This is a genomic window from Streptomyces sp. NPDC059454, from assembly GCF_042749965.1.
Taxonomy (GTDB): Bacteria; Actinomycetota; Actinomycetes; order Streptomycetales; family Streptomycetaceae; genus Streptomyces.
On the sequence record NZ_JBHYVC010000025.1, the window covers coordinates 21,873 to 42,874 of the forward strand.

The window sequence follows — 21,002 nt, forward strand, 5'->3', positions numbered from 1 at the left end:
GGCCTGTGCCCACCCCCCACCCGGCTCGGTGGGCTGGAAGGCGGGCCCTGGCCCCGGCGTGGGCGGGTGCCGGATGGGGGGTGGGCGGTGTTCTGGGGTGGTAGGGGTTGGGGTGGGTTTGGTGGGTGGTGGGGTGCCCCGGGGGCGGGGCGGGGTTCGAGACCCCGTAGGCTCGTCCCTTGTGAAGACGCGCGCGGCACAGGGATTCCGGCACGGTGGTGACGTCGTGTGTGCGGTGCGCGGGCTGACCAAGACCTATCCGGCGGTGCGCGGCCGGCGCGGGGTCCCCGCGACGCCCGAGGTCCGGGCCACCGACGACGTGGGGCTCGACATCCGGCGCGGTGAGATCTTCGGGCTGCTCGGACCGAACGGCGCCGGCAAGTCCACCCTCGTACGCCAGCTGACCGGACTGATGCGGCCCGACCGCGGCAGCGTCGAGATCCTCGGCCACGACATCGTGCGCCACCCCGAGCGTGCCGCGCGCATCCTCGCCTACCTCGGCCAGGAGTCCAGCGCCCTCGACGAACTGACCGTGTCCCTCGCCGCCGAGACCACCGGACGGCTGCGCGGGCTCGACGTGCGCCGGGCGCGGGCCGAGCGGGACGACGTCCTGGACGAACTGGGGCTCACCCCGATCGCCGGGCGCCCGCTGAGGAAGCTCTCCGGAGGTCAGCGCCGGCTCGCCTGCTTCGCCGCCGCGCTGGTGGGGGAGCGGCCCCTGCTCGTCCTGGACGAGCCCACCACCGGCATGGACCCGGTGGCCCGGCGCGCGGTGTGGTCCGCCGTCGACCGGCGCCGCGCCGAGCACGGCACCACCGTGCTGCTGGTCACCCACAACGTCATCGAGGCCGAGACCGTGCTCGACCGGGTCGCCGTGCTCGACCGGGGCCGGGTCATCGCCTGCGACAGCCCGGCCGGCCTCAAGGAGCGGGTCGCCGGCGAGGTCCGGGTCGATCTGGTGTGGCGCGAGGCGGCGCCCCTGCACGTGCCCGAGGTCGCCGCGCTGCGGGACCGGGTCGTCGAGTCGGGCCGCCGCTGGACCCTGCGGCTCGCCCCCGAGGAGGCCCGTACGGTCGTCGCCACCGTCACCGGCGGGGCCGCCTTCGCCGCGCTGGACGACTTCACGCTGGCCACGCCCAGCCTGGAGGACGTCTACCTGGCCCTGGGCGGCGCCGTACGACAGGGACTGGTGAAGGTGTGAGCACACGGGCCGCGCCACCCGTACGGAACAGGACCGCAGTGGTTTCGGGCGAACCTCCGAACGAAGGGGAGCAGCACGACGTGAGTGTCGTACCCGCCGATGTCCTGCCGGGCGGCGCCCTGGCCGTGGAGGAGACCGCGCCGGAAGCAGCCGAGCTCGGCCCCCGGGCGCGGCTGTGGCCGTCGCTGGCGGCCGTGTACCGGGCGCAGCTGTCCCGGGCCCGGGTCGCGCGGATACCGCTGCTGTTCGTGGCGACCTTCCAGTCGGTCGGGATCATGATCCTGATGCGCGGGGTCGTGGACGGCGGCGGTGAGGCGCAGGCCGTGGTCGCCGGTTCGGCGGTCCTGGTCGTCGCCTTCGTCGCGCTGAACCTGCTCGCCCAGTACTTCGGGCAGCTGCGGGCCAGCGGCGGGCTCGACCACTACGCGACGCTGCCGGTGCCGCCGGCGGCGGTGGTGCTGGGCACGGCGGGCGCGTACGCCTCGTTCACCGTGCCGGGGACCGTGGTGACCGCCGTCTTCGGATGTGTGCTGTTCGGGCTGCCGCTGGCGCATCTGTGGGTGCTGGCCGCCGTGATCCCGCTGGCCGGGGCCGCGCTCGCCGGACTCGGAGCGGCGCTCGGCCTGCTCGCGCCCCGCGCGGAGGTGGCCACGCTGCTGGGCCAGCTCGGCATGTCGGCCGCGCTGCTGCTCGGTGTGCTGCCGGCCGAGCGGATGCCGGAGGCGGTGCGTCTGGCCCGGGACCTGTTGCCGTCGACGTACGGCGTCGAGGCCTTGGCGCGGACCTTCGGACCGCATCCCGACTGGGCGCGCGTGCTCGGTGACCTCGCCGTGTGCGGCGGCGTCGGCGTGCTCTCGCTGGCCGTCGCGACCTGGGCGTACCGCAGGGCAGCCGTCCGGTGACGCGCCGCACAGCCGGGCCTGGCACGATGGCAGGGTGAGCGCACCTCTGACACCACCACCGCCTCCGCACGAGCGTTCCGCGCGGGACGTGTGGCAGCCGCCGTCCGACGGGCAGGCGGCTGCCACGACTCCGCACGCGGACAAGAGCGGGCACGCCGGGTATCCACGGCCCGACTGGTGGTACGAACAGGACGGCCCCGGGATGAAGGCGGAGATACGGGAGGCCGGCGTGACCGCGGTGGCGGTGGCGCTCGGCGGGGTGCTGCTCGGGGTGCTGTGGTGGTGGCTGGCGCCGCGCGTGCCGCTGGTGGGCGACGTGGTCGGTGACAACTGGGTCGTCTACCTCAAGGACTCCGAGGGTGAGCACGGCATCGGGGTGGACGGGACGTTCTCGCTGCTCGCGCTCGGGTTCGGTGCGGTGAGCGCGCTTGCCGTGTTCCTGGTGCGGCGGCGTGGGGGTGTGCCACTGGTGGTGGCGCTGGCGGTCGGTGGACTGCTGGGGTCGGTGCTGGCCTGGCGGCTCGGGGTGTGGCTGGGGCCGGCGTCGGACGTGATCGCCCAGGCGAGGAGTGCGGGCAAAGGGGTCACGTTCGACGCGCCGTTGAAGCTGAGCGCGAAGGGGGCGCTGCTGGCGTGGCCGTTCGCGGCACTGGTGCTGCACCTGGGGTTGACGGGGCTGTTCGGGCCGCGGGATCCGGAGCAGTTCCCTGCGGGGACGTACGGGATGCCGGGGGCGTAGGCCGCCGGGAGCCCTGTGCCGGTGCGGGGCGGGGGTGGGTCGCGCGGCCCGGCGTTTGCGGGGTGCTGTCGCGCCCACCCGTGCCGCCCTGCGGCACGATTGCCCGCGGGTACGGCCGGGCGGTGCGGCTGTGCCTGCCCGCGGGTACGGCCGGGCGCTACGGGCGGCCGATCGGGGCCAGGGTCGCCGAGGTCAGGCCGGTCAGGTCGGTCGGGGAGAGTTCCACCTCCAGGCCGCGGCGGCCCGCCGAGACGCAGATCGTCTCGTGGAGGGTGGCCGACTCGTCCAGGACCGTGGGGAGTCTCCTGCGCTGGCCCAGGGGTGAGATGCCGCCGCGCACGTAGCCCGTGGTGCGTTCCGCCAGGGCCGGGTCGGCCATCGTGGCCCGTTTGCCGCCGGCGGCCGCCGCGAGGGCCTTCAGGTCCAGCTGCCCCGCCACCGGCACCACCGCCACCGTCAGCGCGCCGTCGACGTCCGCCACCAGCGTCTTGAAGACCCGGTCCGGTGAGACGCCCATCGCCTCGGCCGCCTCCTCGCCGTACGACGGGTGGGTGGGGTCGTGGTCGTAGGAGTGCACCGTGAACGGCACCCCGGCCGCGGTGAGCGCCACCGTCGCGGGCGTTCCTCCCGACTGCTGCTTCCTGGACTTCTTCGCCATCCCCGCCTGTACCCCGGTCGATTTCGTACGTCAGTTGAGACTCGTCGGACCGCGTGTCAGCTCCGCGGCCGGCAACGACGGCAGATGACGGATGACGGCCGTCTCCGCGCGCAGCAGTTTCAGCTCGTCACGGAGCCGGGACGCGGTGTCCGGCGCCTGGAGCAGCCGCTGCTTCGTCGGTGTGTCCAGCATCATCGCGGCGGCGACCAGATAGGAGACGACACCCGGCTCGTCCGGCAGGTCCGCGCCGGTCGTCAGCGACCGTTCCCGCGCCCCCGCCAGCCGCTTCTGGTACTGGCGGAAGGACCGCAGCACCCCCTCGGCCAGTGCCCCCGCCTCGTCGCCGGGATCCTCGGCCAGCGGCTCCGACTCGGCCGTCAGATACGGCCCCGAGGCGTCGACGGACAGCAGCCGCACCCGGGTCGTACCGGTCGCCAGTACCTCGAAGGTGCCGTCGGCCCGCTCCCGGATCGTCGCCGCGTCGGCGACACAGGCCACCTTGTGGAAGGCGCGCAGCGGATCGGTGCCGAAGCCCGCCGCCGGGCCGCGTGCGGGCACGGCCGTCGGATCGGGCAGGCCGGGCGCGCTCGGCGCCACCTCGTGCCCGTCGCGGATCGCCACGACGGCGAACCGGCGCGGCTCGTCCTCCGGGGTCTTCAGCAGCTCGCGCATCATGGCGCGATAGCGCTCCTCGAAGACGTTGAGCGGAAGCACGAGCCCCGGGAACAGCACCGTGTTCAGGGGGAAGAGCGGGAGCCGGACGGTCGTCACGAGCCAAGAGCCTAATGGTCGCCGAAGCGGAGTCGACCGCCCTGCTCACTCCTCGGCCGGTCGAAGACCGGTGCCGGGGAGCCGTACCCCGGCTCGGGACGGCCGGACGCGACCGCCGCGCGCACGCTCCGACGGACCTCCAGGAACCGGCCGAGCGGATCGCCCGCGTCCCGGTCCCAGGGGAAGGACGTGGCGTACGGGCCGGTCAGCCGCAGCTGCTCCAGGGCGTCCCGCGGGCGTTCCAGCCTGACCAGGACGTACGTCAGCAGATTGCGCAGCTCGGCCGGCCAGGGCTGGCTCCCCGGCAGCCGGGCGGACAGGGCCACGGCGCGGTCGGCCGCCGCCTCGAGCCGTTCGCGCGGCACTTCGGGACCGCAGCGGTCGGTCAGATAGCCGAACGCCGCCCGCAGCGGCAGCGCCTGGGTGAGCGAGTCCTCCGGCGCGTCCTGCGCGGCCAGGTCCGCGAAGGTGAAGCACTCGTGGTGCGAACCGTGCCACGAGGACGCCAGATAGCGCAGGGCCGCCACATGACAGCCGTGGTGGTGCGGGGCCCGCCGGACCGCCGCCTCCCACAGCTCCTCGAAGTACGTGTGCCCGGCGCGCGCGCCGCGGGCGTGGTCCAGGGCGAGCCGCCAGGGCACCGGATCGCGGTTGTCCGCCCGGGCGGCGGCCGTGATCAGCGGGCTCACCTCGCGCAGCAGCTCGACGCGGGCCGGTGAGTCCCAGGCGCGGTCCACCGCCCGCTGGGCGTCCACCAGCAGCCCGTCGGGGTCGCGCGGGTCGTGGGCGCGCCAGGTGTCCAGCCACTCGGGGCGCGAGCGCGCGAAGGCGGCCAGCCGCCGCACATACCGGTCGCGGTGCTCCCAGGCACCGGTGCGCCGGGTGACGGCGAGCAGCCCGGCGACGGGCGTGTGGTCACCGCCCGCGGCCCCGACCAGCGCCGGGCCCAGCAGATCGTCGGGTGCGTCGAGCAGCACCTCGTCGTCGGCGGGCAGCGCGACGGGGACGGGGGGCGTGGCGCCCGTCGTCTTTCCTCGCACCCGGGACGTACGGGTGAACGCGTGCAGCAGAGCCATGGTGTCGACCATTGAAAGACCGCAGGTCACAGCGGCGCCAGAGGCGACACGGAAGTCGTGGAAGGTTGTACGGGGCTCGGTCAAGGCCCGGCAAAAAGCAGAGTGCTTTTCACCTTGCGCGGGCCTCTCGCGCCCCCGGTCGCGGAGGTCGCTACGTACGTCGCAGTGTCCGCGTCGCCCCCGCCGCCACCGTCGTCGCCAGGATCCAGCCCAGCAGGACGAACGCGGCCGACAGCCACTGCCAGCCGCCGCGCAGCTGCCAGAAGCCGACCTGGCCGAGGTCGATCACCGGCAGCAGCAGGTCCAGGGTGAACAGGGGCGGGTTCCACGCGGGATGCTCACCGCTCTTGAGGGGCGGGGGAGCGGAACGCGCGAAGGCCAGCGAACCGCCCGCCCACAGGACCGCCATCCACACCGCGGCCCGGCCCGGGCGGTATCCGTAGGCGACCGTCCAGTCCTGTACGTGACCCCACAGCTTGGCCGCCACCGGCAGGCTCTCGCGGCGCCGGCGCTGCTTGGCGAGCAGCACCTCGCGGGCGTCCTCGTCCTCCCCGCCCTCCCGCAGCACGGCGGCCAGCCGCTCGTACGGTTCCGGGTTGTACTCGGCGCTCGCCGCGTCCACCCAGCGCAGCCGCAGCGCCAGCGGGAACGGCCCGCGCGGCACCAGGTTCTCGTAGGTGAAGCCGCCCATGTGCAGCCGGCCGGGGCCGGGCCAGCTGTCCGCCCGGTCCATCAGGTTGACCACCTTCGCCCCCGACAGCACGACCCTGCCGCGCACCGGCCGCTCCCCGAGGAAGCGCAGCTCCGGCGTCTGCACCCGGCGCAGCGACAGCTCCTGCTCGTCGGTGAAGGTGAACCGGGCCCCCTCGAAGTCGACCGCGTCCCCGAACCGCCCGTCGTCCAGCCGCACCCCGCCCCGGCACTCGAAGCGCTGGATCCGCGTCCCGCGCGCCGGGGTCATCCCGCTGCGCGCCTGGGCACCCACCCCCGCCGGGGTCAGATACAGCGAGCGCTCCACGGTCAGCTGCGGCGCGTTCAGCGCGAGCCGGGTGTACGGGTTGACCAGCCGGGCCCCGCGCAGGCTCAGTGAGACGCCGATCGTCGCGCTGCGCAGGCTCAGCTCGCCGTGCGACTCCAGCATCTCCGCCTGGAGGTCCTGGCCGACGTTCATGCCGTCGGCCGCTATGGAGCGGCCACTGCGGTCCTGGTGCACGATCGCCTGGTTGAGCAGCAGATCCGTACCGATCCGGGCGTCGGTGAGCCGTATGCCGCCCAGGAACCGGCAGCGCGGCAGATGCAGATCGCCCTCGGTGTGCAGCCGGGCCGCCTCCAGACGCGGTATCGAGCAGTCCACCATCCGCACGGTCGTGAAGCGGGCCTCCGGCAGCAGCACGTCCCGCTCGAAACGGCAGGCCCGCATCTCCAGGTACGGCACCACCGTGCCGCCCGCCAGGTCCAGTGCGCCGCTGATCTGCACCCCGACCAGCTTCAGCGACGAGACCCGGCCGGCCAGGGCGGGCGGCCCGTCCAGCAGCAGCCAGCACACGACGCGCGCCCGGACCGTCCGCCCGGGGCCCCACGGATGTCCTCCGTGCGGATCGTCGACGACCGTGTCCCCGCTGCTCAGGTCGTACACGCTGCCGTTGCGGAAGGCCTGCCACATCCCGGCCTCCGCGGCGGTCAGGTCCTCCGGCGGCTCTCCGCCGCCCGGTCCCACCCCCTCGGTCACGGAACTCCCCTCCTCCTCACCTACTCGCCGGTTCGTCCCTTCGTACAACCGTTCATGCCCGGTGAAGTGACGTGTCGAACACGGAAAGTGAAGAGGATCTCCGGAATGTGCGCGGACCGTCACCGGGAGGTGTCGTATCAGCCATTGGAACGGGCGGACGGCCCGCTGTGCGGGTCTGAGAGAATTGAGCACGTGATCTCTCGTATCGATCTGCGCGGCGACGCCCTCCCCGAGGGCCCCGCCCTGCGCGACCTGCTGCCCCGAGCCGACTTCGACGTCGCGGCCGCCCTGGAGAAGGTGCGGCCCATCTGCGAGGACGTGCATCATCGGGGTGACGCGGCGCTGATCGACTTCGCCGAGCGGTTCGACGGCGTGAAGCTGGACCAGGTGCGGGTGCCGGCCGCCGCGCTCACACGCGCGCTGGAGGAACTCGACCCGGCCGTGCGCGCGGCCCTGGAGGAGTCCATCCGGCGCGCCCGGCTCGTCCACCGCGCGCAGCGCCGCACCACCCACACCACCCAGGTCGTGCCCGGTGGCACGGTCACCGAGAAGTGGGTCCCGGTCGACCGCGTGGGGCTGTACGCGCCCGGCGGCAGGTCGGTCTACCCGTCCTCCGTGATCATGAACGCCGTGCCCGCCCAGGAGGCCGGTGTCCCGTCCGTCGCGCTCGCCTCACCGGCCCAGGCCGACTTCGGCGGACTGCCGCACCCGACGATCCTCGCCGCCTGCGCCCTGCTCGGCGTCGACGAGGTCTACGCGGCCGGCGGCGCCACCGCCGTCGCGATGTTCGCGTACGGCACCGAGTCCTGCCCGCCCGCGAACATGGTCACAGGACCCGGCAACATCTGGGTCGCCGCCGCCAAGCGCTACTTCACCGGCCGCGTCGGCATCGACGCCGAGGCCGGTCCGACCGAGATCGCGATCCTCGCGGACTCCACGGCCGACCCGGTGCACGTGGCCTCCGACCTGATCAGCCAGGCCGAGCACGACCCGCTGGCCGCCGCCGTCCTGGTCACCGACTCCGCGGAGCTCGCGGACGCGGTGGAGAAGGAGCTGGAGCCGCAGGTCGAGGCCAGCAAGCACATCGACGACCGGATCGTCCCGGCCCTGTCCGGCCGCCAGTCCGCGATCGTCCTGGTCGACGGCGTCGACGAGGGACTGCGGGTCGTCGACGCCTACGGCGCCGAACACCTGGAGATCCAGACCGCCGACGCCGCCGCGGTCGCCGACCGGGTGCGCAACGCGGGCGCGGTCTTCGTCGGCCCCTGGTCCCCGGTCTCCCTCGGCGACTACGCGGCCGGCTCCAACCACGTGCTGCCCACCGGCGGCTGCGCCTGCCACTCCTCGGGCCTGTCCGTCCAGTCCTTCCTGCGCGGCATCCACGTCGTCGACTACACCGAGGACGCGCTGGCCGAGGTCGCGCACCACGTGGTCACGCTGGCGGAGGCGGAGGACCTGCCCGCGCACGGCGCGGCGATCAAGGCGAGGTTCGGGTGGAAGGTGCCTGAGAACAAGTGAGCTTCGGAATCGACGACCTCCCCGTACGGGACGAGCTGCGCGGCAAGTCCCCCTACGGCGCGCCCCAACTGGACGTCCCCGTACGGCTGAACACCAACGAGAACCCCTACCCGCTGCCCGAACCGCTGGTCGAGCGGATCACCGAGCGGGTCCGCGAGGCCGCCCGGCACCTCAACCGCTACCCCGACCGGGACGCGGTCGAACTGCGCACCGGGCTCGCCGCATACCTGACGAAGACGGCCGGGCACCCGGTCGCCGTCGAGAACGTGTGGGCCGCCAACGGCTCCAACGAGGTCATCCAGCAGCTGCTGCAGACCTTCGGCGGACCGGGCCGCACCGCGATCGGCTTCGAACCCTCGTACTCGATGCACGGCCTCATCGCGCGCGGCACCGGCACCGGCTGGATCTCCGGGCCCCGCAACGAGGACTTCACGATCGACCTCGCCGCCGCCGAGAAGGCGATCGCCGAGCACCGGCCCGACGTCGTCTTCGTCACCACGCCCAACAACCCCACCGGCAACGCGGTCCCGCCCGGGACGGTCCTCGCGCTGTACGAGGCCGCCCAGGCCGCCAAGCCGTCGATGGTGGTCGTCGACGAGGCGTACGTCGAGTTCAGCCACGGCGACTCGCTGCTCCCGCTGCTCGACGGACGCCCGAACCTGGTGATCTCCCGCACCATGTCGAAGGCGTTCGGCGCGGCGGGCCTGCGTCTCGGCTACCTCGCCGCGCACCCGGCCGTCGTCGACGCCGTCCAGCTGGTGCGGCTGCCGTACCACCTCTCGGCGGTCACCCAGGCGACCGCACTGGCCGCCCTGGAGCACACCGACACCCTGCTCGGCTACGTCGAGCAGCTCAAGGCCGAGCGCGACCGGCTGGTCGCCGAACTGCGCGCCCTCGGCTACGAGGTGACCGAGTCCGACGCGAACTTCGTCCAGTTCGGACGGTTCGAGGACGCGCACGCCACCTGGCGGAAGATCCTCGACCGGGGCGTCCTGGTCCGGGACAACGGCGTGCCCGGATGGCTGCGGGTGACCGCCGGAACCCCCGAAGAGAACGACGCGTTCCTCGACGCGGTACGTGAGATCAAGAAGGAGCAGAGCGCATGAGCCGCGTAGGACGCGTGGAACGCACCACCAAGGAGACGTCCGTCCTCGTCGAGATCGACCTCGACGGCACCGGAAGGACGGAGATCTCCACCGGGGTCGGCTTCTACGACCACATGCTCGACCAGCTCGGCCGGCACGGTCTGTTCGACCTGACCGTGAAGACCGAGGGCGACCTGCACATCGACTCCCACCACACCATCGAGGACACCGCCCTCGCGCTCGGCGCCGCCTTCAAGCAGGCGCTCGGCGACAAGGTGGGCATCTACCGCTTCGGTAACTGCACGGTTCCGCTGGACGAGTCCCTCGCCCAGGTCACCGTCGACCTCTCCGGCCGCCCCTACCTCGTGCACACCGAGCCCGAGAAGATGGCGCCGATGATCGGCGAGTACGACGTGACGATGACCCGGCACATCCTGGAGTCCTTCGTCGCCCAGGCCCAGATCGCGCTGCACGTGCACGTGCCCTACGGGCGCAACGCGCACCACATCGTGGAGTGCCAGTTCAAGGCCCTCGCCCGCGCCCTGCGCTACGCCTCCGAGCGCGATCCCCGCGCGGCCGGCATCCTGCCCTCCACGAAGGGCGCGCTGTAAGCCATGAACGGTCTGTCCACCGTCCTGATCGTCGTCGGCCTGTTCTTCGTCGGCGGGATCGTCTCCTTCGTCAAGCAGAAGATGCCCGCGAGCCTCATCGTGCTGCTCTCCATCGGTGCCGCGATGTGTCTCGTCACGGGTCTTCTGCGGCTGGAGGTGTGAACCCTTGAGCACCACCAAGAAGGTCGTGGTCTTCGACTACGGCTTCGGCAACGTCCGTTCCGCCGAGCGCGCCCTGGCCCGCGCGGGAGCCGACGTCGAGATCACCCGTGACTTCGACGCGGCCATGAACGCCGACGGGCTGCTGGTGCCCGGCGTCGGCGCCTTCGCCTCCTGCATGCGGGGCCTGAAGGAGGCACGCGGTGACTGGATCGTCGACCGCCGGCTCTCCGGCGGCCGGCCGGTGATGGGCATCTGCGTCGGCATGCAGATCCTGTTCGCGCGGGGCATCGAGCACGGCGTGGAGTCCGAGGGCCTCGACGAGTGGCCCGGCTCGGTCGAGCCGCTCCAGGCCGACATCGTGCCCCACATGGGCTGGAACACCGTGGACGCCCCGGCCGGCTCCGAGCTGTTCGCCGGCCTCGACGCGGACGCCCGCTTCTACTTCGTGCACTCCTACGCCGTCCACGACTGGACCCTCCAGACCACCAACCCGGCGATGCACGCCCCGCTGGTCACCTGGTCCACCCACGGCAAGCCCTTCGTGGCGGCCGTGGAGAACGGCGCCCTGTGGGCCACCCAGTTCCACCCCGAGAAGTCCGGCGACGCCGGTGCCCAGCTCCTCACCAACTGGATCGGAACCCTGTAGAGACATGGCCAAGCTCGAACTCCTCCCCGCCGTCGACGTCCGCGACGGCCAGGCCGTCCGCCTGGTGCACGGCGAGTCCGGCACCGAGACGTCCTACGGCTCCCCCCTCGAGGCCGCCCTCGCCTGGCAGCGTTCGGGCGCCGAGTGGCTGCACCTGGTCGACCTGGACGCCGCGTTCGGCACCGGCGACAACCGCGCGCTGATCGCCGAGGTCACCGGCGCCATGGACATCAAGGTGGAGCTGTCCGGCGGCATCCGCGACGACGACACCCTCGCCGCCGCCCTCGCCACCGGCTGCACCCGCGTCAACCTCGGCACCGCCGCCCTGGAGACCCCCGAGTGGGTGGCCCGGGTCATCGCCGAGCACGGCGACAAGATCGCCGTCGGCCTCGACGTACGCGGCACCACGCTGCGCGGCCGCGGCTGGACCCGCGACGGCGGCGACCTCTACGAGACGCTGGCCCGCCTCGACAAGGAGGGCTGCGCCCGCTACGTCGTCACCGACATCGCCAAGGACGGCACCCTCCAGGGCCCCAACCTGGAGCTGCTGAAGAACGTCTGTGCCGCCACCGACCGCCCGGTGGTCGCCTCCGGCGGCGTCTCCTCCCTGGACGACCTGCGCGCCATCGCCGAACTCGTCCCGCTCGGTGTCGAGGGCGCCATCGTCGGGAAGGCCCTGTACGCCAAGGCGTTCACCCTGGAAGAGGCCCTGGAGGCCACCTCTTGAGGAAGGACACAGCCCGATGACATCCGAAGCCGTACGGCGTGTGCAGAGCGCGAACCCCTGGGAGGAGTCCTTCGGCTTCGCACGCGCCGTGGCGGCGGGTGACCGCGTCCTGGTGGCGGGCACGACCGCGTTCCGGGGCGAGGTGCTGTACGGCGAGGGCGACCCGTACGAGCAGGCCAAGGTGGCCTTCACCGGCGCGCTGGAGGCGATCGCCGAGTTCGGGCTCGGCATCGACTCCGTGATCCGCACGCGCGTCCACCTCGCCCACGCGCGGGACGTCGACGCGGCCGGACGTGCCCACAAGGAGCTGTTCGACGCGGTGCGCCCGGTCACCACCCTGCTGGTGGTCGAGGGCTTCGTCGACTCGCGCATCCTGGTCTCAGTGGAACTCGAAGCATTCAGAGGAGCCGTGACTTCATGACCCTGGCGGTCCGAGTCATCCCCTGCCTGGACGTGGACAACGGCCGGGTCGTCAAGGGCGTCAACTTCCAGAACCTGCGCGACGCGGGCGACCCCGTCGAGATGGCCAAGGTGTACGACGCCGAGGGCGCCGACGAGCTGACGTTCCTGGACATCACCGCCTCGTCCGGCAACCGCGAGACGACGTACGACGTGGTGCGCCGCACCGCCGAGCAGGTGTTCATCCCGCTGACGGTGGGCGGCGGCGTCCGCACCGCCGAGGACGTGGACAGGCTGCTGCGCGCGGGCGCCGACAAGGTGGGCGTCAACACGGCGGCCATCGCCCGGCCCGAGCTCATCCGCGAGATCGCCGAACGCTTCGGGCGGCAGGTGCTCGTCCTCTCGGTCGACGCCCGCCGCACGGACTCCGGCTCCTTCGAGGTCACCACGCACGGCGGCCGTCGCGGCACCGGCATCGACGCCGTGGAGTGGGCGCACCGTGCCGCCGAGCTGGGCGCCGGCGAGATCCTGCTCAACTCCATGGACGCCGACGGCACCAAGGACGGCTACGACCTGGAGATGATCGCCGCCGTCCGGGAGCACGTCACCGTCCCGGTGATCGCCTCCGGCGGCGCCGGAAAGCTCACCGACTTCCCGCCCGCGGTCGCCGCCGGCGCGGACGCCGTCCTGGCCGCCTCCGTCTTCCACTTCGGCGACCTGCGCATCGGCCAGGTCAAGGAGACGCTGCGGGAGGCCGGCCACCCGGTGCGGTGAGCTCAGCCGGCCGGCTGCGCCAACTGGATGAGGTTGCCGACCGTGTCGTCCAGGACCGCGGAGATCACCGGACCCTGCTCCCGCGGGTCCTGGACGAAGTGGACACCCTCCCCGCGCAGCCGCTCGTACTCCGCGCGGAGGTCGTCCACGGAGAACACGATCGAGGGCAGCCCCGCCTCCCGCACCGCCCGGCGGTACGGCTCGGCGATGGATCCCTGCCCCGGCTCCAGCAGGAGCTCCAGATCCCGCTGGGCGCCCTCGCGCGCCCCCACGGTGACGAACAGCATGCCGTCGCCCATATCCATGTGGGTACGGGTCTCGAAGCCGAGGACATCGGTGTAGAAGGCGTGCGCCTTCGCCACGTCGTCGACGTACACACTGGTCATGGCCACTTTGATCACGAGCTGCGCCTTTCGGGTGCGGATCAGATGCCGAGCTGTTTGGTCTCGCGCAGCTTCGCGATCGCGTTCTCGTCGCCGTCCAGCTCGACCTCGGCGGCGCTCTGCCGGCCGTAGGCGAACAGCACCAGCTCGGACGGCTCCCCGGTCACCGTGACCACCGGGGTGCCGCGATGCGCCACCACCGTCTGGCCGTCCGGACGGCGCAGCACCAGGCCCGTCGGCACCCCGCGGCCCATCAGCCGCGCGGAGCGCTCGAGGCGCGACCACAGGACGTCCTGGAACACCGGGTCGAGCTCACGCGGCGTCCAGTCGGGCCGGGCGCGGCGCACGTCCTCCGTGTGGACGTAGAACTCGACGATGTTCGACAGCTCGTCGATCTGCTTGAGCGAGAAGGGGGAGAAGCGCGGCGGACCCGTCCGGATCAGCTGGATCAGCTCCTCGTACGGCTTGGCGGTGAACTCCGCCATCACCCGCTCCAGACGCGCCGCGAGCTGCTTGACCAGCATGCCGCCGGCCGCGTCGGGGCGGCGTTCGCGCACCACCACGTGGGCGGCGAGGTCCCGGGTGGTCCAGCCCTCGCACAGGGTCGGGGCCTGAGGGCCCGCGGTCTCCAGCAGATCGGCCAGGAGAAGTCGTTCACGCTTGGCATGGGTCGACATGCGAGCCAGCCTACGGCCAGGCGGAGGCTCCGCCCACCCGTCGCCCGGCCACCGCCCCCCAACGAGCCTCCTCCCCCCAGTGCCTGAACGGCCCGGGGGCACCTCCATCGCGCCGCTGTTCCCAATCAGTGGACGTCCGCGCGGGCGCCACGTGCCCGCGCGGCACAATGGTCCGCATGACCAGCATGTCCCGGCCCGGCCGCCTCGACCCGGAGATCGCCGCGCGGCTCAAGCGCAGCCCCGACGGCCTCCTGCCCGCCATCGCCCAGCAGTACGACACCGGAGAGGTGCTGATGCTGGGCTGGATGGACGACGAGGCGCTGCATCGCACGCTCACCACCGGCCGCTGCACCTACTGGTCGCGCAGCCGCCAGGAGTACTGGGTCAAGGGCGACACCTCCGGCCACTTCCAGTGGGTCAAGTCCGTCGCCCTCGACTGCGACGCCGACACCGTGCTGGTCAAGGTCGACCAGGTGGGCGCCGCCTGTCACACCGGCGCCCGCACCTGCTTCGACGCCGACGTGCTGGTGGCGGACGCCCCCGCCGCGGATCAGTAAGGTCTGCCGCCATGGACCTCGAGACGTTCCGCAAGCTCGCCACCGACCGCCGGGTCGTCCCGGTCACCCGCAAGCTCCTCGCCGACGGCGACACCCCGGTCGCGCTCTACCGCAAACTCTCCGCCGAGCGCCCCGGCACCTTCCTGCTGGAGTCGGCGGAGAACGGGCGCTCCTGGTCCCGCTACTCCTTCGTCGGCGTCCGCAGCGCCGCCACCCTCACCGAGCGGGCCGGACAGGCGCACTGGGAGGGCACCCCGCCCGTCGGCGTGCCCGTCGACGGTGATCCGCTCGCCGCGCTGCGCGCCACCCTGGCGGCCCTGCACACCCCGCGCGACCTCGCCCACGACCTGGGCCTGCCGCCCTTCACCGGCGGCATGGTCGGCTACCTCGGCTACGACATCGTGCGCCGCCTGGAGAAGGTCGGCCCCGGCGAGCGCGACGACCTGGGGCTCCCCGAACTGACCATGCTGCTCACCAGCGACCTCGCCGTCATGGACCACTGGGAGGGCGCCGTCTGGCTGATCGCCAACGCGATCAACCACAACGACCTGGAGACCGGCGTCGACGAGGCGTACGCCGACGCCGTGGCCCGGCTCGACGCCATGGAGGCCGACCTCACCCGCGCGGTGGCCCAGCCGCCCGCCGTACTGCCGCCCTCCGAACTGCCCGAGTACACCGCGCTGTGGGGCGGCCCCGACTTCCGGCGGGCCGTGGAGGACATCAAGGAACGCATCCGCGCGGGGGAGGCCTTCCAGGTCGTCCCCTCCCAGCGGTTCGAGACGCCGTGCACGGCGAGCGCCCTCGACGTCTACCGGGTGCTGCGGGCCACCAACCCGTCGCCGTACATGTACCTGTTCCGCTTCGACGGCTTCGACGTCGTCGGCTCGTCCCCCGAGGCACTGGTGAAGGTCGAGGACGGGCGGGCCATGGTCCACCCCATCGCCGGCACCCGGCACCGCGGCGCCACCCCGCAGGAGGACCAGGCCCTCGGCGACGAACTGCTCGCCGACCCCAAGGAGCGGGCGGAGCACCTGATGCTCGTCGACCTCGGGCGCAACGACCTCGGACGGGTCTGCGAACCCGGCTCCGTCGAGGTCGTCGACTTCATGTCCGTCGAGCGGTACTCGCACGTCATGCACATCGTCTCGACGGTCACCGGCCGGGTCACCGCCGGCCGCACCGCGTTCGACGTACTCACCGCCTGCTTCCCGGCCGGCACGCTCTCCGGCGCGCCCAAGCCCCGCGCGCTGCAGATCATCGACGAACTCGAACCGTCCCGGCGCGGGCTGTACGGCGGCTGCGTCGGCTACCTCGACTTCGCGGGCGACTCCGACACCGCGATCGCGATCCGAACGGCGCTGCTGCGGGACGGCACCGCGTACGTGCAGGCCGGAGCGGGAATCGTGGCCGACTCCGATCCGGTCGCGGAGGACACCGAGTGCCGCAACAAGGCGGCGGCGGTGCTGCGCGCGGTGCACACCGCGAACCGGCTGGGAACGGTCTGAGACGAACCCCGGGTGTCGGTTCGCCCGGGGTTCAGGCGATAGTGGATGTCGTGACTGCTGTACCCACCCCCCGTTCCGAGGCCGCCGGCTCCGCCCGCAGCGGCCGCCTCAGCCTCGCCGTCGCCCTGCTGTGCGGTGCCCTGGGCGCGGCCGTGACCCTGCTCGCCACCCGGCAGCAGTGGTCGGAGGGCACCGCCACGGTGGCCGGCGGCGCGTTCCCCCTGACCGCGCGGGGGAGCGACGTCACGGGCGTGCCCGCCGCCCTGGCCGTCGTGGGGCTGGCGGCGCTGGTCGCGGTGTTCGCCGTGCGCCGGGCCGGCCGCCTCGCCGTCGCGACGCTGCTGGCGCTGTCGGGAGCGGGCACGGTGGCGGCGGCGCTGCTCGGAGCGTCGGACAGCGGGGCGCTCGACGAGAAGGCGGCCCAGGTGTCGGGGGACACCTCCGCGACCGTGGACGCCCTCAGCCACACCGCGTGGCCGTACGTGGCCGCCGTGGGCGGTGTCCTGCTGCTGCTGTCCGGCCTGCTCGCCCTGCGCTACGGCCGCCTCTGGCCGGCCATGTCCGGCCGCTACGAACGGGGCGGCGCGCCGAGCCCGCGCCGCACGTCCGTGTCCGTCGACCCCGACCGCCCGGAGGACCTCTGGAAGGCCCTGGACAGGGGCGAGGACCCGACGGGCGCGTAGCCGCGGGTCCGCGCGCGTACCCCCGCTCACCCTCGGCGCGCGTGTGCGGGACAATGGCTGCGAGCGTCTGCTCAGACACGTACACAGCAACGAGGAGCAAGCAATGGCGGGCAGCAGCCACGGTCACACCCCGGCCGCCTGGACCGGTGTCATCATCGCCTTCATCGGTTTCTGCGCCGGGGGCGCCTTCATGGTGATGGACCAGCCCGTGGGCTTCTGGGCCAGCATGGGCCTCGTCCTCCTCGGCGGCGTCGTCGGCGCCGTCATGCGCTCGATGGGCATGGGCCAGCCGAAGAGCAACCACCCCGTGCACCAGGTCACCGGCGACCGCACGCCGGCCCGCGCCGAGGGCTGAGCACTCCGCACAGGGGCGGGCCCGGCACGGTACCGGAACCGCCCCTGAGCCGCGTCCGGGGCACAATGCACGGCGTGAACGCTCCCACTCCCGGTGTGACCCCCGGCCGGGCGGCCCGACTGGCCGTCCCCGCCGGGCTGCTCGCCGCCGTCGCCGGGGCCTTCGCCTACGTCGGGGCCGTGGACCCCAACGAGCCCGGCCACTACCCCGCCTGCCCGCTGCTGCGCCTCACCGGCCTGTACTGCCCCGGCTGCGGCGGACTGCGCAGCGCGCACGCCGTCGTCCACGGCGACCTCCCGGCCGCCCTCCAGGCCAACGCGCCCGCCGTCCTCGGCTACGCCGTCTGCGCCGTGCTGTGGACCGTCTGGGTGGTCCGCGCGGCGCGCGGCGGGCCGCCGCTGCGGATCGATCCGCCGCCGGTGCTCCTGTGGTCCCTGGGCGCGCTGCTGCTGGCTTTCACGGTGGTCCGGAACCTGCCGTTCGGTGGCTGGCTGCATCCTTGATCAATAGGTGAAAGTCCAGGCAGAGGGACCGGCGTCGGCCTGGATGCGAGGCATACGCCCCGCTGCGGATACCATCGCAGTGACCAGTGAAGACCGACCGTCAGGAAGGGGGCCGCTCGCGTGAGTGTGCTCGACGAGATCATCGACGGAGTCCGTGCCGACCTCGCGGAGCGGCAGGCGCGCGTCAGCCTCGACGAGCTCAAGGAGCGCGCGGCGAAGGCTCCCGCGGCCAAGGACGGCGCGGCCGCCCTGCGCGGCGACGGCGTCAAGGTGATCTGCGAGGTCAAGCGCTCCAGCCCGTCCAAGGGCGCGCTGGCCGCGATCGCCGACCCGGCGGGACTCGCCGCCGACTACGAGGCGGGCGGCGCCGCCGTCATCTCCGTCCTCACCGAACAGCGCCGCTTCGGCGGCTCGCTGGCCGACCTGGAGGCCGTCCGCGCGCGCGTGGACATCCCCGTGCTGCGCAAGGACTTCATCGTCACCTCGTACCAGCTCTGGGAGGCCCGCGCGTACGGCGCCGACCTCGCGCTGCTGATCGTCGCGGCCCTCGACCAGCCGGCCCTGGAGTCACTGATCGAGCGTGCCCAGTCCATCGGCCTCACCCCGCTCGTCGAGGTGCACGACGAGGACGAGGTCGAGCGCGCGGTCGACGCGGGCGCCAAGGTCATCGGCGTCAACGCGCGCAACCTGAAGACGCTGAAGGTCGACCGCGGCACGTTCGAGCGGGTCGCCCCGGAGATCCCCGCGCACATCGTCAAGGTCGCCGAGTCCGGCGTCCGCGGTCCGCACGACCTCATCGCCTACGCCAACGCCGGCGCCGACGCCGTCCTGGTCGGCGAGTCCCTGGTCACCGGCAAGGACCCGAAGACGGCCGTCTCCGACCTGGTGGCGGCGGGCGAACACCCCGCACTGCGGCACGGCCGCGGCTGACACCCCGGTAGGCTGCCCCGATGACCCTCACCCGCCTCGCACGTGGCTGCCGCCCCCGAGGCTGCCGCGCCCCCGCCCGCAGGGTGCACGGCCGCAGGGTCCGCTACGTGATCGGCGACGAGCCCGGGCAAGTGAACGGGCGGCGATGGCAGCGCGCCCCATAAGGGCGCGGGGAACTGCGCGACAAGCCACAACGGGCCCGCAGAGGCCCGAAAATCCCCGCCCCCACGGCGAAACGTGCCCAACACACACTCACCGTGAGGTTCACGCATGCCCAGCAACTTCTTCATCCCCGACCCGGAGGGGCGGACCCCCAGCCCCGAGGGCTACTTCGGGGCGTACGGCGGCAAGTTCATCCCCGAGGCCCTCGTCGCGGCAGTCGACGAGGTCGCCGTCGAGTACGACAAGGCCAAGTCCGACCCCGAGTTCGCCCGGGAACTCGACGACCTCCTGGTCAACTACACCGGCCGCCCGTCGGCGCTCACCGAAGTACCCCGGTTCGCCGCGGAAGCGGGTGGCGCCAGGATCTTCCTCAAGCGCGAGGACCTGAACCACACCGGCTCGCACAAGATCAACAACGTGCTCGGCCAGGCCCTGCTCACCAGGCGCATGGGCAAGACCCGCGTCATCGCCGAGACCGGCGCCGGCCAGCACGGCGTGGCCACCGCCACCGCCTGCGCCCTCTTCGGCCTCGACTGCACGATCTACATGGGCGAGATCGACACACAGCGCCAGGCCCTCAACGTGGCCCGGATGCGCATGCTCGGCGCCGAGGTCATCGCCGTGAAGTCCGGCAGCCGCACCCTGAAGGACGCCATCAACGAGGCGTTCCGCGACTGGGTCGCCAACGTCGACCGCACGCACTACCTCTTCGGTACCGTCGCAGGACCGCACCCCTTCCCGGCGATGGTCCGCGACTTCCACCGCGTCATCGGCGTCGAGGCCCGCCGCCAGCTCCTGGAGCGCGCCGGACGCCTGCCCGACGCCGCGATCGCCTGCGTCGGCGGCGGCTCCAACGCCATCGGCCTGTTCCACGCCTTCATCCCGGACACCGGCGTACGCCTCATCGGCTGCGAACCGGCCGGACACGGCATCGAGAGCGGCGAACACGCGGCCACCCTCACCGCGGGCGAGCCCGGCATCCTGCACGGCTCCCGGTCGTACGTCCTCCAGGACGACGAGGGCCAGATCACCGAGCCGTACTCGATCTCGGCCGGCCTGGACTACCCGGGCATCGGACCCGAGCACTCCTACCTCAAGGACAGCGGCCGCGGCGAGTACCGCGCGGTGACCGACGACGCCGCCATGCGGGCCCTGCGCCTGCTGTCGCGCACCGAGGGCATCATCCCGGCCATCGAGAGCGCCCACGCGCTGGCCGGAGCCCTGGAGGTCGGCAGGGAACTGGGCGAGGACGGGCTGATCGTCGTCAACCTGTCCGGGCGCGGCGACAAGGACATGGACACCGCCGCCCGCTACTTCGGGCTGTACGACACCGACGCCGAGGTCGCCGCCGACGAGGCCGGCACCGCCGAGATCGAGGGGGACGCCAAGTGAGCGGGAACGTGCGGCTGCTGAACGACACCCTCGCCGCGGCGAAGGCCGAGGGCCGTTCCGCCCTCATCGCCTACCTCCCGGCCGGGTTCCCGACCGTGGACGGCGGCATCGAGGCGGTCAAGGCCGCCCTGGACGGCGGCGCCGACGTCGTCGAGGTGGGTCTGCCGCACAGCGACCCGGTCCTCGACGGTCCGGTCATCCAGACCGCCGACGACATCGCGCTGCGCGGCGGCGTGAAGATCGCCGACGTGATGCGCACGGTCCGCGAGGCGCACGCGGCCACCGGCAAGCCGGTCCTCGTGATGACCTACTGGAACCCCATCGACCGCTACGGCGTCGAGCGTTTCACCGCCGAGCTCGCCGAGGCGGGCGGCGCCGGGTGCATCCTGCCCGACCTGCCCGTGCAGGAGTCGGCGCTGTGGCGGGAGCACGCGGAGAAGCACGGGCTCGCCACGGTCTTCGTGGTCGCGCCCAGCAGCAAGGACGAGCGGCTCGCCGAGATCACCGCGGCCGGCAGCGGCTTCGTCTACGCGGCCTCCCTGATGGGCGTCACCGGCACCCGTGAGTCGGTCGGCGCGCAGGCCGAGGACCTGGTGCGGCGCACCCGCGCCACCACCGACATCCCGGTCTGCGTCGGCCTCGGCGTCTCCAACCCCGCCCAGGCCGCCGAGGTCGCCCGCTTCGCCGACGGCGTGATCGTCGGCTCGGCCTTCGTCAAGCGGATGCTGGACGCCCCCGACGACGCGGCCGGTGTCGAGGCCGTGCGCGCGCTCGCCGGTGACCTGGCCGAGGGGGTACGCCGACAGGCGTGACCGGCCGGGGTATCCGCAGGTAGTCATACGGGTCCCTCGTAAGGG

25 protein-coding genes and 1 pseudogene are annotated in these 21,002 nt (G+C 72.9%); 20 read left to right on the forward strand and 6 right to left on the reverse strand.

The features are described 5' to 3' along the window. Positions 1-226 precede the first annotated feature (226 nt). From ACFXAE_RS18885 to ACFXAE_RS18895, 3 genes are all read left to right on the forward strand, one after another. Positions 227-1,201, forward strand: a complete 975-nt coding sequence (locus ACFXAE_RS18885; protein WP_384715904.1) for an ABC transporter ATP-binding protein — start codon at positions 227-229, stop codon at positions 1,199-1,201. 80 nt (positions 1,202-1,281) lie between these two features. Then, entirely contained in the window at positions 1,282-2,103 is an 822-nt protein-coding gene (locus ACFXAE_RS18890) for an ABC transporter permease (RefSeq protein WP_384715690.1), read from the forward strand. Positions 2,104-2,137: 34 nt separating this feature from the next. After that, a complete protein-coding gene (locus ACFXAE_RS18895; protein WP_384715693.1) occupies positions 2,138-2,842 on the forward strand; it encodes an AAA family ATPase in 705 nt (234 codons plus the stop codon). A gap of 157 nt (positions 2,843-2,999) precedes the next feature. Here ACFXAE_RS18895 and ybaK read toward each other — a convergent pair whose 3' ends face one another. From ybaK to ACFXAE_RS18915, 4 genes are all read right to left on the reverse strand, one after another. Then, a complete protein-coding gene (gene ybaK, locus ACFXAE_RS18900) occupies positions 3,000-3,500 on the reverse strand; it encodes a Cys-tRNA(Pro) deacylase (RefSeq protein WP_384715696.1) in 501 nt (166 codons plus the stop codon). A 30-nt stretch (positions 3,501-3,530) separates the two neighbouring features. Next, positions 3,531-4,271 (reverse strand): LON peptidase substrate-binding domain-containing protein, encoded by a 741-nt coding sequence (locus ACFXAE_RS18905; protein WP_384715699.1) that lies wholly within the window; start codon positions 4,269-4,271, stop codon positions 3,531-3,533. Between the two features lie 11 nt (positions 4,272-4,282). Then, positions 4,283-5,359 carry a hypothetical protein gene (locus ACFXAE_RS18910; protein ID WP_384715702.1) on the reverse strand — a complete coding sequence of 359 codons (1,077 nt, stop codon included), beginning with the start codon at positions 5,357-5,359 and terminating at the stop codon, positions 4,283-4,285. Between the two features lie 139 nt (positions 5,360-5,498). Beyond that, complete coding sequence (locus tag ACFXAE_RS18915) at positions 5,499-7,076, reverse strand: oxidoreductase (protein ID WP_384715705.1); 1,578 nt, start codon at positions 7,074-7,076, stop codon at positions 5,499-5,501. Positions 7,077-7,268: 192 nt separating this feature from the next. Here ACFXAE_RS18915 and hisD point away from each other — a divergent pair, with 192 nt between their 5' ends. From hisD to hisF, 8 genes are read left to right on the forward strand one after another with little or no spacing between them, the layout of a single operon-like run. Beyond that, positions 7,269-8,594 carry a histidinol dehydrogenase gene (gene hisD, locus ACFXAE_RS18920; protein WP_384715708.1) on the forward strand — a complete coding sequence of 442 codons (1,326 nt, stop codon included), beginning with the start codon at positions 7,269-7,271 and terminating at the stop codon, positions 8,592-8,594. After that, positions 8,591-9,700, forward strand: coding sequence for a histidinol-phosphate transaminase (locus ACFXAE_RS18925; RefSeq protein WP_384715711.1), 1,110 nt, complete (start codon positions 8,591-8,593; stop codon positions 9,698-9,700). Before hisD ends, ACFXAE_RS18925 begins: the two co-directional genes overlap by 4 nt. Next, positions 9,697-10,290 carry an imidazoleglycerol-phosphate dehydratase HisB gene (hisB, locus tag ACFXAE_RS18930; RefSeq protein ID WP_384715714.1) on the forward strand — a complete coding sequence of 198 codons (594 nt, stop codon included), beginning with the start codon at positions 9,697-9,699 and terminating at the stop codon, positions 10,288-10,290. Before ACFXAE_RS18925 ends, hisB begins: the two co-directional genes overlap by 4 nt. 3 nt (positions 10,291-10,293) lie before the next feature. Beyond that, positions 10,294-10,452, forward strand: coding sequence for a hypothetical protein (locus ACFXAE_RS18935; protein WP_384715717.1), 159 nt, complete (start codon positions 10,294-10,296; stop codon positions 10,450-10,452). Positions 10,453-10,456: 4 nt separating this feature from the next. Then, positions 10,457-11,098: an imidazole glycerol phosphate synthase subunit HisH gene (gene hisH, locus ACFXAE_RS18940; protein WP_384715719.1), complete on the forward strand. Its 642-nt coding sequence runs from the start codon at positions 10,457-10,459 to the stop codon at positions 11,096-11,098. A 4-nt stretch (positions 11,099-11,102) separates the two neighbouring features. Beyond that, positions 11,103-11,825, forward strand: a complete 723-nt coding sequence (gene priA, locus ACFXAE_RS18945; RefSeq protein WP_384715722.1) for a bifunctional 1-(5-phosphoribosyl)-5-((5-phosphoribosylamino)methylideneamino)imidazole-4-carboxamide isomerase/phosphoribosylanthranilate isomerase PriA — start codon at positions 11,103-11,105, stop codon at positions 11,823-11,825. Positions 11,826-11,841: 16 nt separating this feature from the next. After that, a complete protein-coding gene (locus tag ACFXAE_RS18950) occupies positions 11,842-12,246 on the forward strand; it encodes a Rid family hydrolase (protein ID WP_384715725.1) in 405 nt (134 codons plus the stop codon). Then, on the forward strand, positions 12,243-12,998 hold the full coding sequence (gene hisF, locus ACFXAE_RS18955) for an imidazole glycerol phosphate synthase subunit HisF (protein ID WP_384715728.1): 756 nt from the start codon (positions 12,243-12,245) through the stop codon (positions 12,996-12,998). Before ACFXAE_RS18950 ends, hisF begins: the two co-directional genes overlap by 4 nt. A 2-nt stretch (positions 12,999-13,000) precedes the next feature. On the opposite strand, the gene ACFXAE_RS18960 is transcribed toward hisF, so the two are convergent. Together ACFXAE_RS18960 and ACFXAE_RS18965 are read right to left on the reverse strand one after the other, a co-directional pair. Continuing rightward, positions 13,001-13,399, reverse strand: coding sequence for a VOC family protein (locus tag ACFXAE_RS18960; protein ID WP_384715731.1), 399 nt, complete (start codon positions 13,397-13,399; stop codon positions 13,001-13,003). Between the two features lie 23 nt (positions 13,400-13,422). After that, a complete protein-coding gene (locus tag ACFXAE_RS18965; RefSeq protein ID WP_384715734.1) occupies positions 13,423-14,058 on the reverse strand; it encodes a TIGR03085 family metal-binding protein in 636 nt (211 codons plus the stop codon). A gap of 176 nt (positions 14,059-14,234) precedes the next feature. Between ACFXAE_RS18965 and hisI the strand changes: the two genes are divergently transcribed. The 9 genes and pseudogenes from hisI to trpA all read left to right on the forward strand — a co-directional run bounded on the left by hisI (position 14,235) and on the right by trpA (position 20,957). Then, positions 14,235-14,615, forward strand: coding sequence for a phosphoribosyl-AMP cyclohydrolase (gene hisI, locus ACFXAE_RS18970; protein WP_384715737.1), 381 nt, complete (start codon positions 14,235-14,237; stop codon positions 14,613-14,615). A gap of 11 nt (positions 14,616-14,626) precedes the next feature. Further along, positions 14,627-16,120, forward strand: a complete 1,494-nt coding sequence (locus ACFXAE_RS18975) for an anthranilate synthase component I (RefSeq protein ID WP_384715740.1) — start codon at positions 14,627-14,629, stop codon at positions 16,118-16,120. A 41-nt stretch (positions 16,121-16,161) separates the two neighbouring features. Continuing rightward, positions 16,162-16,803 carry a TIGR02234 family membrane protein gene (locus ACFXAE_RS18980; protein ID WP_384715743.1) on the forward strand — a complete coding sequence of 214 codons (642 nt, stop codon included), beginning with the start codon at positions 16,162-16,164 and terminating at the stop codon, positions 16,801-16,803. A 103-nt stretch (positions 16,804-16,906) separates the two neighbouring features. Next, entirely contained in the window at positions 16,907-17,158 is a 252-nt protein-coding gene (locus ACFXAE_RS18985; protein ID WP_384715746.1) for an HGxxPAAW family protein, read from the forward strand. A gap of 65 nt (positions 17,159-17,223) precedes the next feature. Then, entirely contained in the window at positions 17,224-17,661 is a 438-nt protein-coding gene (locus tag ACFXAE_RS18990; RefSeq protein ID WP_384715749.1) for a DUF2752 domain-containing protein, read from the forward strand. A 120-nt stretch (positions 17,662-17,781) separates the two neighbouring features. Next, positions 17,782-18,591, forward strand: coding sequence for an indole-3-glycerol phosphate synthase TrpC (gene trpC / locus ACFXAE_RS18995; protein WP_384715752.1), 810 nt, complete (start codon positions 17,782-17,784; stop codon positions 18,589-18,591). A gap of 20 nt (positions 18,592-18,611) precedes the next feature. Continuing rightward, a pseudogene (gene trpM / locus ACFXAE_RS19000) lies at positions 18,612-18,852 on the forward strand (tryptophan biosynthesis modulator TrpM). Between the two features lie 9 nt (positions 18,853-18,861). Next, a complete protein-coding gene (gene trpB / locus ACFXAE_RS19005; protein ID WP_384715755.1) occupies positions 18,862-20,145 on the forward strand; it encodes a tryptophan synthase subunit beta in 1,284 nt (427 codons plus the stop codon). Further along, positions 20,142-20,957: a tryptophan synthase subunit alpha gene (gene trpA / locus ACFXAE_RS19010; RefSeq protein WP_384715758.1), complete on the forward strand. Its 816-nt coding sequence runs from the start codon at positions 20,142-20,144 to the stop codon at positions 20,955-20,957. The genes trpB and trpA overlap by 4 nt, the downstream gene beginning before the upstream one ends. Positions 20,958-21,002: the final 45 nt, after the last annotated feature.